15 protein-coding genes are annotated in these 16,172 nt (G+C 33.9%); 14 read left to right on the top strand and 1 reads right to left on the bottom strand.

Annotated elements, in window-relative coordinates; translation table 11 throughout:
• Positions 1-81: 81 nt before the first annotated feature.
• The 3 genes from groES (at position 82) to WR164_RS05895 (ending at position 3,275) form a co-directional block, all read left to right on the top strand.
• Complete coding sequence (gene groES, locus WR164_RS05905; protein ID WP_286136608.1) at positions 82-366, top strand: co-chaperone GroES; 285 nt, start codon at positions 82-84, stop codon at positions 364-366.
• Positions 367-392: 26 nt separating this feature from the next.
• Positions 393-2,021, top strand: coding sequence for a chaperonin GroEL (groL, locus tag WR164_RS05900; RefSeq protein ID WP_286136607.1), 1,629 nt, complete (start codon positions 393-395; stop codon positions 2,019-2,021).
• 156 nt (positions 2,022-2,177) lie between these two features.
• Positions 2,178-3,275: a glycosyltransferase family 4 protein gene (locus WR164_RS05895; RefSeq protein ID WP_286136606.1), complete on the top strand. Its 1,098-nt coding sequence runs from the start codon at positions 2,178-2,180 to the stop codon at positions 3,273-3,275.
• 44 nt (positions 3,276-3,319) lie between these two features.
• On the opposite strand, the gene WR164_RS05890 is transcribed toward WR164_RS05895, so the two are convergent.
• The gene (locus WR164_RS05890; RefSeq protein ID WP_286136605.1) at positions 3,320-3,967 is read right to left on the bottom strand and encodes a YigZ family protein; all 648 of its coding nucleotides are present in this window, start codon (positions 3,965-3,967) and stop codon (positions 3,320-3,322) included.
• A 64-nt stretch (positions 3,968-4,031) separates the two neighbouring features.
• Here WR164_RS05890 and WR164_RS05885 point away from each other — a divergent pair, with 64 nt between their 5' ends.
• The 11 genes from WR164_RS05885 to trxB all read left to right on the top strand — a co-directional run bounded on the left by WR164_RS05885 (position 4,032) and on the right by trxB (position 16,132).
• Complete coding sequence (locus tag WR164_RS05885; protein ID WP_286136915.1) at positions 4,032-5,372, top strand: ATP-dependent helicase ComFA; 1,341 nt, start codon at positions 4,032-4,034, stop codon at positions 5,370-5,372.
• Positions 5,359-6,063 carry a ComF family protein gene (locus WR164_RS05880; RefSeq protein ID WP_286136604.1) on the top strand — a complete coding sequence of 235 codons (705 nt, stop codon included), beginning with the start codon at positions 5,359-5,361 and terminating at the stop codon, positions 6,061-6,063. The genes WR164_RS05885 and WR164_RS05880 overlap by 14 nt, the downstream gene beginning before the upstream one ends.
• A gap of 108 nt (positions 6,064-6,171) precedes the next feature.
• Positions 6,172-8,535 carry a preprotein translocase subunit SecA gene (secA, locus tag WR164_RS05875; protein WP_286136603.1) on the top strand — a complete coding sequence of 788 codons (2,364 nt, stop codon included), beginning with the start codon at positions 6,172-6,174 and terminating at the stop codon, positions 8,533-8,535.
• 73 nt (positions 8,536-8,608) lie between these two features.
• Positions 8,609-9,725, top strand: a protein-coding gene (prfB, locus tag WR164_RS05870) for a peptide chain release factor 2 (protein ID WP_286136602.1) whose coding sequence is annotated in 2 segments (ribosomal slippage) — positions 8,609-8,668 and positions 8,670-9,725 — 1,116 coding nt in all. Because the reading frame shifts where the segments join, the coding sequence is not laid out codon by codon here.
• A gap of 17 nt (positions 9,726-9,742) precedes the next feature.
• Complete coding sequence (locus WR164_RS05865; protein WP_286136601.1) at positions 9,743-10,903, top strand: PDZ domain-containing protein; 1,161 nt, start codon at positions 9,743-9,745, stop codon at positions 10,901-10,903.
• Positions 10,904-10,978: 75 nt separating this feature from the next.
• Positions 10,979-11,281: a PspC domain-containing protein gene (locus WR164_RS05860; protein ID WP_286136600.1), complete on the top strand. Its 303-nt coding sequence runs from the start codon at positions 10,979-10,981 to the stop codon at positions 11,279-11,281.
• Between the two features lie 44 nt (positions 11,282-11,325).
• Positions 11,326-12,342, top strand: a complete 1,017-nt coding sequence (hprK, locus tag WR164_RS05855) for an HPr(Ser) kinase/phosphatase (RefSeq protein ID WP_286136599.1) — start codon at positions 11,326-11,328, stop codon at positions 12,340-12,342.
• Positions 12,343-12,349: 7 nt separating this feature from the next.
• The gene (gene lgt, locus WR164_RS05850; RefSeq protein ID WP_286136914.1) at positions 12,350-13,159 is read left to right on the top strand and encodes a prolipoprotein diacylglyceryl transferase; all 810 of its coding nucleotides are present in this window, start codon (positions 12,350-12,352) and stop codon (positions 13,157-13,159) included.
• 28 nt (positions 13,160-13,187) lie between these two features.
• Positions 13,188-14,207 (top strand): NAD(P)H-dependent glycerol-3-phosphate dehydrogenase, encoded by a 1,020-nt coding sequence (locus WR164_RS05845; RefSeq protein ID WP_286136598.1) that lies wholly within the window; start codon positions 13,188-13,190, stop codon positions 14,205-14,207.
• Between the two features lie 29 nt (positions 14,208-14,236).
• Positions 14,237-15,130: a UTP--glucose-1-phosphate uridylyltransferase GalU gene (gene galU, locus WR164_RS05840; RefSeq protein WP_286136597.1), complete on the top strand. Its 894-nt coding sequence runs from the start codon at positions 14,237-14,239 to the stop codon at positions 15,128-15,130.
• 81 nt (positions 15,131-15,211) lie between these two features.
• Complete coding sequence (trxB, locus tag WR164_RS05835) at positions 15,212-16,132, top strand: thioredoxin-disulfide reductase (RefSeq protein ID WP_286136596.1); 921 nt, start codon at positions 15,212-15,214, stop codon at positions 16,130-16,132.
• Positions 16,133-16,172: the final 40 nt, after the last annotated feature.

Genomic DNA, 16,172 nt, shown 5'->3' with positions numbered 1-16,172 from the left:
TAAAGGTCGGTTGTTTCATAATCGATTCATTAAAAGTTATATTAATAGAATTAAATTAATGTTTCATTGGAGGGAATATAGATGTTAAAACCATTGGGTGATCGTGTTGTCATTGAAAGACAAGAAGAAGAGAATAAAACCATTGGTGGTATTGTTTTAGCTAATAATGCTAAAGAAAAGCCACAAACTGGTACAGTTGTCGCCGTTGGAGCTGGCAGAACTTTAGATAACGGAAAGACATTGGAACCATCTGTTAAAAAGGGTGACAAAGTCTTATTCGATAAGTATGCTGGTACATCTGTAAAGTACGATGGCAAATCTTATTTAGTTTTACATGATAAAGATTTAGTTGCAATCGTTGATTAATTTAATCATTAATGAGGTGAAAAATAATGGCTAAACAAATTAAGTTTTCTGAAGATGCAAGAAGATCAATGCTTCGTGGTGTTAATAAATTAGCTGACACCGTTAAAACAACATTGGGACCTAAGGGTCGACACGTCGTTTTAGAACAAACAAGTGGAACCCCAGATATTACTAATGATGGTGTTACCATTGCAAAATCAATTGATTTACCAAATCAATTTGAAAATATGGGTGCAAAATTAGTTTCAGAAGTTGCTTCTAAGACTAATGATGTTGCTGGTGATGGTACTACTACTGCAACTGTTTTAACTCAAGCAATTATTAATGCGGGAATGAAAAACGTTGCAGCTGGTGCTAATCCAGTTGGTATTCGTCGTGGAATTGAAAAGGCAACTGCACAAGTTGTTAAGAATTTACACAAAATGTCTCATGACGTTAAGGATAAGAACGATATTGCACAAATTGCATCAATTTCTTCATCAAACAAAAAGATTGGTAATTTAATTGCTGATGCAATGGAAAAAGTTGGTAACGATGGTGTCATTACCATTGAAGATTCCCGTGGAGTCGAAACCAGCTTAGATGTTGTTGAAGGAATGCAATTTGACCGTGGCTACATGTCACAATATATGGTTACTGATAATGATAAGATGGAAGCTAACTTAGATAATCCATACGTCTTAGTTACAGATAAGAAGATCAATAATATTCAAGAAATCTTACCATTATTACAAGCAGTTGTTCAACAAGGCCGTTCATTATTAATCATTGCTGATGACATTGGTGGTGAAGCACTACCAACATTAGTCTTGAACAAAATGCGTGGAACCTTTAATGTTGTTGCCGTTAAAGCTCCTGGTTTTGGTGATCGTCGTAAAGCTCAATTACAAGACATTGCAACTATGACTGGTGCTACTTTTGTAAGTAACGATTTAGGTTTGAACTTAAAAGATGTTAAGGTTGATCAATTAGGTCAAGCTAATAAAATTAACGTTACAAAGGATAATACTACCATTGTTCAAGGCGCTGGTGACAAGGGTAAGATTAATGACCGTGTTACTGAAATTAAGAACAGAATGGCTAATACAACATCAAGTTTTGATCATGATAAATTAAGAGAACGTTTAGCTAAATTAGCCGGTGGAGTTGCCGTTATTAGAGTCGGTGCCGCTACTGAAACTGAATTAAAAGAACGTAAATATAGAATTGAAGATGCTTTGAATGCCACTCGTGCTGCCATTCAAGAAGGATTTGTCCCTGGCGGTGGAACTGCATTTATTAACATCTTGAATGATTTTGATGACATCAAAGTCACTGGTGATGAAGCAACCGGTGTTAAAATCGTTAGAGAAGCTTTAGAATCACCATTAAGACAAATTGCTTATAATGCTGGTGTTGATGGTTCCGTTGTAATTGAAAAATTAAAGGATCAAAAACCAGGCATTGGATACAATGCTGCAACTGGTAAATTTGAAGATATGATTAAAGCAGGGGTTGTTGACCCAACTAAAGTTAGTCGTTCAGCAATTCAAAATGCTGCATCAATTTCTGCATTGTTATTAACAACTGAAGCTGTTGTTGCTGATAAACCAGATAATAATAGTAATAATAATACCCCTAATCCTGGTCAAGCCGGAATGGGCGGCATGATGTAATTATTTAACAAGTAAAAATTTAAAATGGGCTTACCAATATTTGGTAGGCTCATTTTTTACTTTTTGATTAAACATCAATTGTGTGCTTGTTATTATCTTCAAGTGTTTGTATAATTAAATTTAAGCGATTAAGAAATGATTAAGAAAGGAATATTAATGTTGAAATTGAGAATCATCGTTTGTTTATTTGCAACAATGATTATTTCGGCGCTTCTAACCCCCTTTGTTAGAAAATTAGCTTTTAAAGTTGGGGCTTTAGATGATCCTAATAAACGTAGGATGAATAAGATTCCAATGCCGACATTGGGTGGGTTAGCAATTTTTATTTCTTATACCCTTGCTACTATGGTAATGATGCGGAATCAAATGCCAACCCAACAATTGTTTGGCATTTTTGCAGGTGAGATTTGTATTATTGGAACCGGTGTCATTGATGATATTTTTGTCTTAAAACCACATCAAAAAGTGTTTGGAATTTCACTTGGTGCACTAATGGTATACTTTTTTGGAAATGTCCAGATGACCACAATTACGATTCCGTTTTTAGGAATGTTTCATTTGGGATGGCTTAGTTTGCCAATTACCTGGATTTGGATTTTAGCAATCACAAATGCGGTTAATTTAATCGATGGATTAGATGGTTTAGCAACGGGTGTTTCAATTATTGCACTAACGACAATGGGAATTACCGGAATGTTTTTCTTGAATATTGGGAATACATATATTTCATTGATGATTTTTTCCTTGGTAGCTGCTGAAATTGGCTTCTTACCATATAATTTCTTTCCAGCAAGGATTTATTTAGGTGATACCGGTTCATTGTTTATCGGTTTTATGATTTCTGTATTTTCGTTAAACGGTCTAAAAAATGCAACATTTGTCACAGTTATTATTCCAGTCTTTATTCTTGGGGTTCCGATTACTGATACAGTCTATGCGATTATCAGAAGGTTATTGAATCGTCAACCAATTTCCCATGCTGATAAGCGTCATTTACACCATCGATTAATGCAAATTGGTTTAACCCATCGTCAGGCGGTGCTTGTAATATATGGAATTGCATTGATTTTTTCATTTATTTCATTACTATACCCAATTTCTAATGTTTGGGGCTCCATTTTATTATTAGTTGCATCACTACTTGGTTTAGAACTATTTGTTGAATCAATTGGATTAATTGGTAAAAATCGTCAACCACTATTGAATTTTATTAAAAAGATTGTTAAAAATAATACCAGTCGAAGTAATCATTAACTAAAAAGGTCAGTAGCAATAGTAGCTACTGGCCTTTTATAATCTTATTTTTGATTGGGATGATAATCAACTTCAAGGTATTGTTTTTGACCTATTTTAAATTCAACCCGGTCGTTCAACAGGTTGATTATTTTTTCTTGAAATGGCTTGATCTGTGGCGTATCAATTGCAACGATAATTGTCATTTTGCTTGTGTATTTAATGTTTAAAATGTTGACTCGTTCCTGCTCTAAATGATATTTTAATTTTTCACCTAAACTATAATCAACATTGATACTAATCTGGGTTTGTAAAACCCGCTTCACGATTCCAATTTGGTCAATCGTTTTAGAAGTGGCATTACTGTATGCACGAATTAAACCGCCAGCACCCAGTTTGATGCCACCAAAGTATCTTGTGACAACTGCAACGGTATCATGTAGATGCTTCATTTGTAATACCCTTAGGATTGGAATCCCAGCGGTACTCGACGGTTCACCATTGTCGCTCTCCCTTTGAATATGGTCATCGCGACCCACCATGTAGGCAAAGCAATTATGGGTGGCCTTGCGATTGATTGTTTTTATCTTTTCAATAAATTTTTTGGCATCATCTTCATCTTTAATTCTTTTGACATAACAAATGAATCTCGATTTTTTAATGTCAATTTCATGTTGACCATTAGTTTTAATTGTTAAGTAATTTTTGGTCAAAATTTTCATCTCCGTAAAATTTTATTTTTGTAATGACGTAGTTTAATGATGGTGAAATAAAATGATGATTAAAAAAGCTAACGAGTTATATGGACGCCAAATTAGTGCGAATTTAATTGATTCTAAACAAATAGACCAGGATTTAATTTTAAAACGTTCGCCAATCAAGGTTATGGATGATTTCATTATCTGTAAACGGTGTGGACAGAAATCACCAAAGCAAATTGCCGAATTGCCGTTGCATAATTTTTATTGTCCAAAATGTATTAACTTAGGACGAATCAGTACCTTAAATCAGTTATGGACAATTAAAGAACCTAATTATTTTAACACATTTCAAAAAGATCCAATGACGTGGGATGGAAAATTAACTAAACCACAGTTGAAATGTTCATTACAGGTTATTAAAGTTTTTAAGAAAAATTTACATCACTTATTATGGGCAGTAACCGGGGCTGGAAAAACTGAAATGTTATTTAATGGAATCAATTGGGGATTGAAACATCAAAAGAGGATTGCAATTGCTTCGCCGAGAATTGATGTTTGCATGGAACTTTATCCAAGACTGCAGGCGGCGTTTAAAGGAATTGATATTACTTTGCTCCATGGACATCAGAAAAAGCCATATCAATACTGTCAAATGACCATTTGTACAACCCATCAACTGCTTAGATTTTACCATGCCTTTGATATTTTAATTATTGATGAGGTTGATTCGTTCCCGTTTGTTCATAATCAACAATTGCATTATGCTGCCAGTAATGCAATTAAACAACAAGCGGCATTATTATATTTAACAGCTACGCCGAATCCTGAATTGTTAAGATTAATTCATCATCATCAGATGACAATGAGTTATTTGCCGATTAGATATCATGGCCATTTGTTGCCAGAAATCACTCTTCATATTGCGCCAAGGTGGCGAAATAAAATTAAGCATCATCAATTGCCACGTTTGATGATTTCGTTATTAAAAAATAAAATTAAAGTTTCTCAACGCTTCTTACTTTTTGTTCCACATATTTCTGATTTAAAACCGGTGTCTAAGTTGATTTCAAAATTAATTGATCCTAAGAAATTTGCAACCGTTTATTCCAGCGATGAAAAAAGGTTGGAAAAAGTTCAAATGATGCGTCAGCATCAATTTCAATTCCTAATTACAACGACAATTTTAGAACGTGGGGTTACTTTTCCAAATATTGATGTCATTATTTTGGGTGCGGATGATGAAATTTTTTCAACATCATCTTTGGTTCAAATTGCGGGCAGGGTTGGTAGAAATTCTGATCGGCCATTTGGTGACGTTGATTTTATATGCCATTCTAATTCTAAAAACGTCACAGCTGCAATTAAACAAATCAAACATTTAAATTATTTGGGAGGAAAATTGATTGAACATCACTAAACATAATTGTTTATTATGTGGAAATAATATTAAAAGGCCAGTTACGCTATCCTTTATTTTGAGCTTTCGACCCTATGTACCACCAATTGTATGTAATCAATGTTTGAATCAATTTATAAAAATCAATCCTAAACAAATATGTAAAAAATGTGGGCGTTCCGGTACCTTTGATCATTATGAATGTCACGATTGCATAAAGTGGTCAAAACATTCTAAAATGTCATTTAAGAACCGTAGTCTTTATCAATATAACCAAGCAATGAGCGATTTTATGCATCAATACAAATTTGCTGGAAATTACCATTTAAGAAATGTTTTTAAAAATGAATTTAGTTTACAATTAGTTCAGATGAAAGAAGTGGTCGTGGTTCCCATTCCAATAACTCCGGATACAATGAAGACGAGGGGATTTAATCAGGTGATTGGATTATTATCCGGGATTGAATATATGGATGCACTAGCCACTAATGATCGGAAAAAAGAAACACCACAATCTCATCTTAACCGCCACGAACGCCTAAAAATGCAACAGCCGTTTTATGTCAAAGAACAATTTAAATCGAAAATTAAAAATAAAAAAATAATCTTAGTTGATGATATTTATACAACTGGGACGACAATTCGTTTAGCTGCCAGTTTAATTTATAAGTATAAAGCCCAAAGCGTCAACGGTTTTACATTTGCAAGGTGATAAATAACTTTTTATTTTAAAAAACAACTATAAATGTTAAAATTAGAAGAGTATATTGAGTAATAAGAGACAAAACAAATACATTTTTTTATAGAAGGGAATCAATTAATGCCTAATTTATTAAAAAAATGGGTTGAAAGTGATAAGCACGATATCAAACGATTAAGCCAACTTGCTGATCGAGTTGGATCTTATTCACAAGAATATCGAAATTTAAGTGATAAACAATTACAAGCTAAAACCCCTGAATTGAAGAAGCGATACCAAAATGGGGAAACATTGGATGATTTACTCCCTGAAGCCTTTGCTGTTGCAAGGGAAGGAGCTACAAGAGTCCTTGGATTAACTCCATTCCATGTTCAAATTATGGGTGGAATTGTTCTCCACGAAGGTAATATTGCTGAAATGAAGACTGGTGAAGGAAAAACTTTAACTGCAACAATGCCAGTTTATTTAAATGCATTATCCGGTAAGGGTGTGCACGTTATTACCGTTAATGAATACCTATCTAAACGTGATGCTACCCAAATGGGTAAACTATATCACTGGTTAGGTTTGTCTGTTGGCGTTAATTCTTCTGATGAGTCACCAGAAGAAAAACGTGATGCTTATAATGCAGATATTACTTATTCTACTAATGGTGAAATTGGATTTGATTACTTAAGGGATAACATGGTTGTCTATAAACGTGATCGGGTTCAACGTCCATTGAATTTTGCTATTATTGATGAAGTTGATTCAATTTTAATTGATGAAGCTAGAACCCCATTGATTATTTCAGGACAGGCTTCTGGTTCATCTAAGTTGTATCAACAAACTGATGCTTTTGCTAAAACCCTAAAGAAGAAAACTGATTTTAAAGTTGATTTAGAAACTAAAACCGTTTCATTAACCGACAAAGGAATTGCTAAAGCTGAAAAATACTTTAACTTAAAGAACCTTTATGATACTGATAACACTGCTTTAACCCATCATTTGGATGAAGCTTTAAGAGCTAATTTTATTATGATGAGGGATAAGGATTATGTTGTCCAAGATAATCAGGTTATGATTGTTGATTCATTTACCGGTCGAATTATGAAGGGACGTCGTTTCTCTGACGGATTGCATCAAGCAATTGAAGCCAAAGAAGGCGTTAAGATTCAACAAGAAAGTAAAACCATGGCTAACATTACTTACCAAAATCTATTTAGAATGTATAGTAAGTTAGCCGGAATGACTGGAACTGCTAAAACTGAAGCAGATGAATTTAGAGAAATTTATAACATGGAAGTTATTACAATTCCAACTAATAAACCGGTCATGCGAATCGATAAATCTGATGTTTTATACCCAACTTTAAAGAGTAAATTTGATGCCGTTATTAATGAAGTTAAAAAACTACACCATAAGGGGCAACCAATTTTACTAGGAACCGTTGCGGTTGAAACTTCAGAATACCTTTCACAGCGTTTAGATCAAGAACATATTCCACATGTTGTTTTGAATGCTAAGAATCATGCGAAAGAAGCTTCAATCATTACCAATGCTGGTCATAAGGGTGCCGTAACCATTGCGACAAATATGGCCGGTCGTGGGACTGATATTAAATTAGGACCCGGTGTTGTGGAACGTGGTGGTTTAGCTGTTATTGGGACTGAACGACACGAATCACGTCGAATTGATAATCAATTACGTGGCCGTTCCGGTCGACAAGGTGATCCTGGCTTTTCACAATTCTACCTTTCATTAGAAGATGATTTGATGCGTCGTTTTGGATCTGACCGAATTAAATCATTCTTAGATCGAATGAAGGTTAGCGGTGATGATGCCGTTATTAGAAGTCGTATGATTACAAAACAAGTTGAATCGGCTCAAAAGCGGGTTGAAGGTAATAACTACGATTCTAGAAAACAAGTTTTGAGATATGATGATGTTATGAGACAACAACGTGAAGTCATTTATGATGAACGTTTCCAAGTCATTGATGAAGATAAATCATTAAAATGGGTATTGATGCCAATCTTTAAACGAACGATTCATCGAATTGTTAGTCTTCATACCCAGGGTGATCCTAAGAAATGGGATTTACAACCAGTTTTAGACTTCGCAGTTGGTGCATTAGTTAGCCCAGATGATATCAGCCTTTCTGATTTAGAAAACAAGAACGGTCAAGAAATTGAAGATTATTTGATGAAGTTTGTTGATCAAAATTATCAGGATAAACAAAAAGCATTGTACGAACCATCTCAAATGTTAGAATTTGAAAAGGTTGTTCTTTTGCGTGTTGTTGATTCACATTGGACTGATCATATTGATGCAATGGACCAATTAAGACAATCGATTGGCCTTCGTGGATATGGACAATTAAATCCATTGGTTGAATATCAACGTGAGGGATATCAAATGTTTGAAGAAATGATTGCTGACATTGATTATGATGTTACAAAATTATTTATGAAAGCAGAAATTAGACAAAACATTGAAAGATAATTGATATTATGTTTTTTAAGGGGCGGAGAATTTATTCTTCGCTTTTTAAGTTCATTGGATTTAGGAGGAAATAATGGAATTAAGTGAAGCAAAAGCAAAATTAACCCAAATTAAAAAAGCCATTGATGGTTTTAGGAGGTCACTTTGACCTTGATGCGTTAAATGAAAGTATCAAAATGAATGAAGCCAAAATGGCTAATCCTGATTTTTGGAATGATCAAAAAAGTGCCCAATCGGTAATTTCTAAAACTAATCAAATGAAGGTTAAATATAATCATTTTAAACGTTTAACTAATCTATTTGATGATTTAAAAGTCAATTTTGAGTTATTAGAAGATGAATCTGATTCAGAAATGATGAGTCATTTTGAATCTGAACTTCAAAATACTGAAGATGAATTAAAAAATTACCGGTTAAGTTTACTATTGAATGGTAAATATGATTCACATAATGCAATTTTAGAAATTCATCCTGGTGCTGGCGGAACTGAATCGCATGATTGGGGATCAATGCTTTATCGAATGTACGTTCGATGGGCAGAACAACACCATTTCAAGGTTGAAACTTTGAACTATCAAGAAGGTGAAGTTGCCGGGATTGATACCGTTTCTTTTATGGTCGTTGGTAAAAATGCCTTTGGGTATTTAAAATCTGAAAAGGGAATTCACAGATTGGTTAGAATTTCGCCGTTTGATGCTGCTAACCGGCGACATACATCGTTTGCATCGGTTGATGTGATGCCAGAGTTAGATAATAGTGTGAAAGTTGATATTAATCCAGCTGATTTAAGGGTTGATGTCTTTCGTTCCAGTGGTGCTGGTGGACAACATGTTAATAAAACTGAATCTGCAGTTAGAATTACCCATGAACCGACTGGAATTGTTGTTTCTAGTCAAGCTCAACGATCACAATTACAAAACCGGCAAACAGCAATGAATATGCTGAAATCGAAGCTATATGAATTGGAAGAAGAAAAGAAACGTGAAAAAGCTGCCAAAATTGATGGCGAACAAAAGGAAATTGGTTGGGGATCTCAAATTAGATCGTATGTTTTTCAACCTTATACGCTAGTTAAAGATCACCGGACTAATTACCATACGAGTGACGTTAAATCAGTAATGGACGGTGATTTAGATCCGTTTATTGATGCTTACTTACGTTGGCAGTTAAGTCAACGTAATCCTAATTAAGATCGAGGTTATTATTAATGATGAAATTATTAACGGCTTTTGGCTTTATTTTTCTGCAACCAGTTTTATGGATCGGTATTATTCGGACTTTTCTAAATTCTAAAAATCGAATTAAGCAAAACAGAAATCAATTCCGGACGGCTATTTTTAGCCACCACTATGAGTTAAAAAATTTAGTAATTAATTTTATTATTTTAGGAATGATCTTATCAATTATATCTGCTGTAATTGGATTAACCCTTCCGTTAAGCTGGGTAATTGGATATGAAATCATTCTGTTGGTTAGTTTGGTTATCATTCCGTGGAATGTTTTTCCAATCACAATTTCAATCGGAACGTTAATTGGATTTATTTTATTTCATTTAAATTTAAATCTAACAACGAAGATTAATTTACCATTTAATATGAACTGGCGATTATCAAATGAAGCCAATGCTTTATTTTTTGTTGCCCTACTTTTATTTGCCACTTGGATGTTCTTTAATTTTACCGGTGGAAATTATAATACCCCTAAAATTTATCGAAATCGGCGAAACGTAAGAATTGCCGGGTATCCCTTTAAAGAATTATCTATTATTCCAATGTTCACGTTAATTCCTGGAACTTGGGTTCATCTAGTGATTCCTTTCTGGCCGATCCTTAATTTTAATGGTCATACATTTAGCTTCATGTTTTTACCCGTCATTGTTGGATTGAAGCTGACAATTTTTAATGATGTTCCAAAACATGAAATGAAAGCCTTAAGTAAACGAATCTTAAAATTGTGTTTTTTTAGTGTCGTTTTAGCAATCATTAGTTGTTTTTATCCAATTGTTACCATTTATTCGTTAATTTTGATTGGCTTGGTATACTGGATTATGATTTTAAATACGATGCACAATAATCATCCTGGCAATAGTATTTATTCGGAAGTGATCAATGGGGTGCGGATTGTTGGAATTAAGCCACATTCACCAGCATCTAAGATGAATATTGAAATTGGGGATGTTATTTTGGATGTTAATCATCTAAAAGTTAACAATGAAAATTCATTTTATGAAGCATTATTAAAACATCCTACTTATTGTCATTTGAGGGTATTAGACCGTAATAATCGGATTAAACTTACCAGTACGGCAATTTATAATAATTCACCCCATGAATTAGGCATTGTTATTTTTGAAAATCACCATAATTAATTACGAAGTGCTTGTTTTATGGCACTTTTTTTGTATAATTTAAGTGAACTTTAAAATAAGAAGGTATTTGATCGTATGGAATTTGAACGTAAATTAAGAAAAGCATCCGACCCAGAATACAAATTAATTTTTGGTGTGCTAGGTGGCTTTGCTAAATATTATCATTTAAATACTAATTATCTATGGTTGATTCGTATTATTTATACTATTTTTACGATTGCAACCGCATTTGGATTTGGCATTGTTATTTACTTATTAATGGCAATTATTATGCCAAGCGAAAATGGAACTACCCATCATTTTAATGATGATGATTCAACAAACGGCGGAAGAAAGATTTTACATGATGTTCATGAGGAAGATGATCCCAATCATTAGATCAAATTCTGATATAATTAGAAAATAAAAAGGAGGGCAACTTTTTGACAAATCATAGTGTAAGTGTGGCTGAATTAGTTAAGAATACTAACTTAAATGTTTATTATGGAAAAGAATATCTTGATCGTTTGATTACGACAAGTGATATTTCGAGACCTGGGTTAGAACTTACCGGCTATTTTAATTATTATCCAGCTAACCGAATTCAATTATTGGGTATTACCGAAACATCGTATGCTAAGGGCATGGCTAATGGGCAACTTTTTCATGTGATGGAGCATATGTGCCAACCTGAAACGCCGGCGTTTGTTATTTCAACTAAATTGAGGCCACCTAAGGAATTAATTCGGGCGGTAAAAACTGAAAAGATTCCAGTATTAGGATCAGAATTAACGACTTCTAGAATTTTGAGTAATATGACTAATTACTTGGAAGGAAAATTAGCAGAACGGAAATCAATCCATGGTGTCTTAGTTGATATTTATGGATTGGGGGTCTTAATTACCGGTGATTCTGGAATTGGAAAGAGTGAAACTGCACTTGAATTGATTAAGCGTGGGCACCGGTTAATTGCTGACGATCGGGTTGAAGTTTATCAACAGGATGAACATACACTAATTGGCCAAGCTCCCCAAATTTTAAGAAATTTACTTGAAATTAGAGGGATTGGCATCATTGATGTTATGAATTTATTTGGTGCCGGTGCCGTTAGGGGTAAGACAAAAGTTGATTTAATTATTCATCTTGTAAACTGGTCTAAAGATGCTCCTTATGATCGTTTAGGAAATGGCAATGTTTATAAAAAAATATTCGATGTTAAGGTTGATCAAAATACAATCCCAGTCAAAACTGGCCGTAATTTAGCGGTTTTAATTGAATCAGCTGCAATGAACTATCGAACTAGAAAAATGGGTTATGATGTCACAGCAACATTTAATAATAATTTACAGAAATTAATCCAAGCTAATTCAAAAGATGCCAGTTATAATACAAGTAAGCAGAAACAAATTTTAAGAAATAATAAAAAAGCAATTCAAAAAAATCCACATTTGAAGGGATGAATCTATTATTTTTAAAGAATTAGCGTTAAATCCAATTGCTTTTAACTTAGGATCCATTAAAGTTCATTGGTATGGAATTTTTATCGCGAGTGCCGTGATGATTGCAATTTATTTATCCGTTAAAGAAGGTGCTTTACACGGAATTAAATCCGATGATATTTATAACATGGTTTTATATGCTCTTCCGGTGGCAATTATTTCTGCCAGAGCATATTATGTTATTTTTCAATGGGGCTATTATCGCAATAATCTTGATCAAATTGTTCAAATTTGGGACGGTGGAATTGCAATTTACGGTTCATTAATTGGGGCCGGAATTGTGGTTTATTTGTTTTGTCGTTACCATTTAATTTCGTTTTGGCTGATGTTAGATGTGATTTCGCCAACTGTAATTATGGGTCAAGCAATTGGTAGATGGGGTAATTTTATGAACCAAGAAGCATTTGGTCAGGCAACCAGCCTTGCTTTTTTACAGCACCTTCATTTGCCAACATTTATTATTAATCAAATGAATATTATGGGTGTGTACCGTCAACCGACCTTTTTATATGAATCAATGTGGGATCTATTAGGATTTATTTTGTTAATGTCTTTGAGGCATTTGCCTCATTTCTATAAAGAAGGGGAAGTATTCTTTACATATGTAATGTGGTATTCTTTTGGCCGCTTTTTTACCGAAGGAATGCGAACCGACAGTTTAATGATGTTTGGTGATATTAGAGTTTCACAGTTTTTATCCGTCATTTTATTTATTGCTTCAATTTTAGCAATTGTTTATCGAAGATACCATTACACTAAACTACCATGGTATTATTAATCATAAATAGTGAACAGGGAGTGCAAATATGTCTGAAAGAGTAACGGTTCTTGGTGCTGGATCATGGGGCAGTATTGTTGCTAATTTATTGGATCAAAATGGTAATCATGTCACCATCTGGTCTAGAAATCAATCACAAGTGGAGCAACTTAATCAAGCCCATACTAATAATAAATATTTACCTAATTTTAAATATTCAAAAACATTAGTTGCAACTTCAAATTTAACCGATGCCATTCAAAATGCTGATAGTATCGTTTTTGCTGTTCCCGCACAATCAATCCGTTTAGTTGCCAAAAAAGTTGAAAATAGATTGGAACAACTAAAATTAAAACCAAATATTATCCACGTTAGTAAGGGACTTGAAACCACTACTAGTGAACTTCTTTCACAAGTATTAGCTGAAGAAATTCATATTGATCATCGAAAGTCAATTTCGGTTATTTCTGGGCCTAGTCAAGCTGAAGATGTTGCTAGAAAAGATATTACGTTAGTAACGGCAGCAAGTGATGATATTAATGCGGCTACCCACGCACAGAAATTATTTATGAATCATTATTTTAGAGTTTATACTAATACAGATATGATCGGTGTTGAAATTGGTGCTGCTTTGAAAAATATCATTGCATTGGGTGCTGGCGCTTTATCAGGATTAGGTTATGGTGATAATGCCAAGGCAGCATTAATGGTTCGTGGATTAGCTGAAATTTCACGTTTGGGAACAACATTCGGTGCTAATCCATTAACATTTACCGGTTTATCTGGTGTTGGTGATATTATTGTCACTGCAACTAGTCATGATTCCAGAAATTGGCAGGCTGGCTACCAATTAGGTCAAGGCAAGTCATTAGATCAAGTTGTTAAAAATATTGGGATGGTAATTGAAGGAATCGATACCACTAAGGTTGCTTATCGTTTAGCTAAAAAACGTGGTGTTGAGATGCCAATCACCACTGCAATTTACTATGTATTATATGGTAAAATAGGTATTAAAGATGCTATTTCTCAACTAATGTTGCGTGATAGAAAATCTGAATTAGATAATTAAAATTATTAATATTATTAGGAGTGTAAAAAATGAAGAAGATTACAAAAGCTGTTATTCCTGCAGCCGGTTTGGGAACAAGATTTTTACCAGAAACAAAAGCAATGCCAAAGGAAATGCTACCAATTGTTGATACACCAACAATTCAATTGATCGTTCAAGAAGCAAAGGCTTCTGGCATTAAAGACATTATTATTGTTATTGGCAAGGGTAAACGTGCCATTGAAGATCATTTTGATTCTAATCCAGAACTAGAAATGAATTTAGAACGTAAGCATAAGATGAAGATGTTAAAAGCCGTTGAAGCTACTAACGATATGAACATTTATTTCATTCGCCAAAGCCATCCACGTGGTTTAGGGGATGCCGTTTATACTGCAAGAAGTTTTATTGGTAATGATCCATTTGTCGTTATGCTTGGTGATGATTTAATGAAAGCTAAAGTTCCGTTAACTAAACAATTAATTAATAGTTATGAACAAACTGGTGCATCAACTTTAGCAGTTTTAAGAGTTCCCCATGAAGATACTTCTAAATATGGTGTGATTAATCCTTCTAAGGAAATTAAAAAGGGATTATATGACGTTACAAGTTTCGTTGAAAAACCAAATCCAGAAGATGCCCCCAGTAATTTAGCAATTATTGGCCGATATTTATTAACTCCCGAAATTTTTGATGTTTTAAAACATACTAAACCGGGTAAAGGAAATGAAATCCAATTAACTGACGCCATTAACACATTAAATAAAACCCAAAAAGTTTACGCTCACGAATTTACTGGTGATCGTTTTGATACTGGTAATAAATTTGATTGGTTAAAGACTAATATTCGTTTTGGATTACAACACCCTGAAGTTAAAGTTCGTTTGAGAAAATATATCGAACAATTAGGAGCAAAATTATCTGAAGAAGATCGTAAAAAATAGTTCTAAATATTAGACAAACTTACTTTTTGATAGTACTATTTGACCTAGTTGTTTAGGATATGAATAAAAGAGGTGTTTCTAATGAAAAAATACGATTTAATTGTTATTGGTGCCGGACCTGCTGGTATGACCAGTGCACTTTATGCTTCAAGAGCTGACTTATCAGTCTTATTACTTGATCGTGGTGTTTATGGTGGCCAGATGAACAATACTTCTGCAATTGAAAACTACCCTGGTTTTGAATCAATTTTAGGTCCTGATTTATCCAAAAAAATGTACAAGAGCGCAACTAAATTTGATGCAGAATATGCATATGGCACCGTCCAATCAGTTGATAATAATGGTAAAATTAAGATTGTTCACACTGATAATGGTGATTTTGAAACCGGTGCAATCATTATTGCAACTGGTTCAAAGAATAAAGAACTGGGTGTTCCTGGCGAAAAAGAATACAGTGGTCGTGGAGTATCGTACTGTGCTGTTTGTGATGGTGCATTCTTTAAGAACAAGCGGGTTGTCGTAGTTGGTGGCGGTGATTCTGCTATCCAAGAAAGTATCTACCTATCACAATTAGCTTCAGAAGTAATTGTGATTCACCGTCGTGATCAATTAAGAGCACAGAAAATTTTACAGGAACAAGCTTTTAAGAATGATAAAATTAAATTTGTTTGGAATTCAAATGTAAAAGAAATTCTTGGCGATCAAATGAAGGTAACTGGCGTTAAAGTTTTGAATAATAAAACTAATCAAGAACATGTGATTGACGCTAGTGGTGTCTTTATTTATGTCGGAAACCTTCCAATGACTGAACAGTTTAAAGATTTATCAATTACCGATGAAAAGGGTTGGATTAAGGCCAATGATCAGATGGAAACTAAGATTCCTGGTATTTTTGCTGCCGGTGATGTTAGAGAAAAACAATTGAGACAAATTGTTACTTCCACTGGTGACGGTGGAATTGCAGGTCAAAACGCATTCAGTTATCTTCAAACCTTAAAATAAAAATATAAGCGATATTTTAAAAGAGCCAAAAATTATTTTG

Origin of the sequence: Philodulcilactobacillus myokonensis (assembly GCF_027923585.1) — a bacterium.
GTDB lineage: Bacteria > Bacillota > Bacilli > Lactobacillales > Lactobacillaceae > Philodulcilactobacillus > Philodulcilactobacillus myokonensis.
This window is presented reverse-complemented; position numbering and strand designations above follow the sequence as displayed.

Coding starts and splice junctions, on each gene's coding strand:
- groES (WP_286136608.1), top strand. CDS start 82: ATGTTAAAACCATTGGGTGATCGTGTTGTCATTGAAAGACAAGAAGAA.
- groL (WP_286136607.1), top strand. CDS start 393: ATGGCTAAACAAATTAAGTTTTCTGAAGATGCAAGAAGATCAATGCTT.
- WR164_RS05895 (WP_286136606.1), top strand. CDS start 2,178: ATGTTGAAATTGAGAATCATCGTTTGTTTATTTGCAACAATGATTATT.
- WR164_RS05885 (WP_286136915.1), top strand. CDS start 4,032: ATGATTAAAAAAGCTAACGAGTTATATGGACGCCAAATTAGTGCGAAT.
- secA (WP_286136603.1), top strand. CDS start 6,172: ATGCCTAATTTATTAAAAAAATGGGTTGAAAGTGATAAGCACGATATC.
- WR164_RS05865 (WP_286136601.1), top strand. CDS start 9,743: ATGATGAAATTATTAACGGCTTTTGGCTTTATTTTTCTGCAACCAGTT.
- WR164_RS05860 (WP_286136600.1), top strand. CDS start 10,979: ATGGAATTTGAACGTAAATTAAGAAAAGCATCCGACCCAGAATACAAA.
- WR164_RS05845 (WP_286136598.1), top strand. CDS start 13,188: ATGTCTGAAAGAGTAACGGTTCTTGGTGCTGGATCATGGGGCAGTATT.
- galU (WP_286136597.1), top strand. CDS start 14,237: ATGAAGAAGATTACAAAAGCTGTTATTCCTGCAGCCGGTTTGGGAACA.
- trxB (WP_286136596.1), top strand. CDS start 15,212: ATGAAAAAATACGATTTAATTGTTATTGGTGCCGGACCTGCTGGTATG.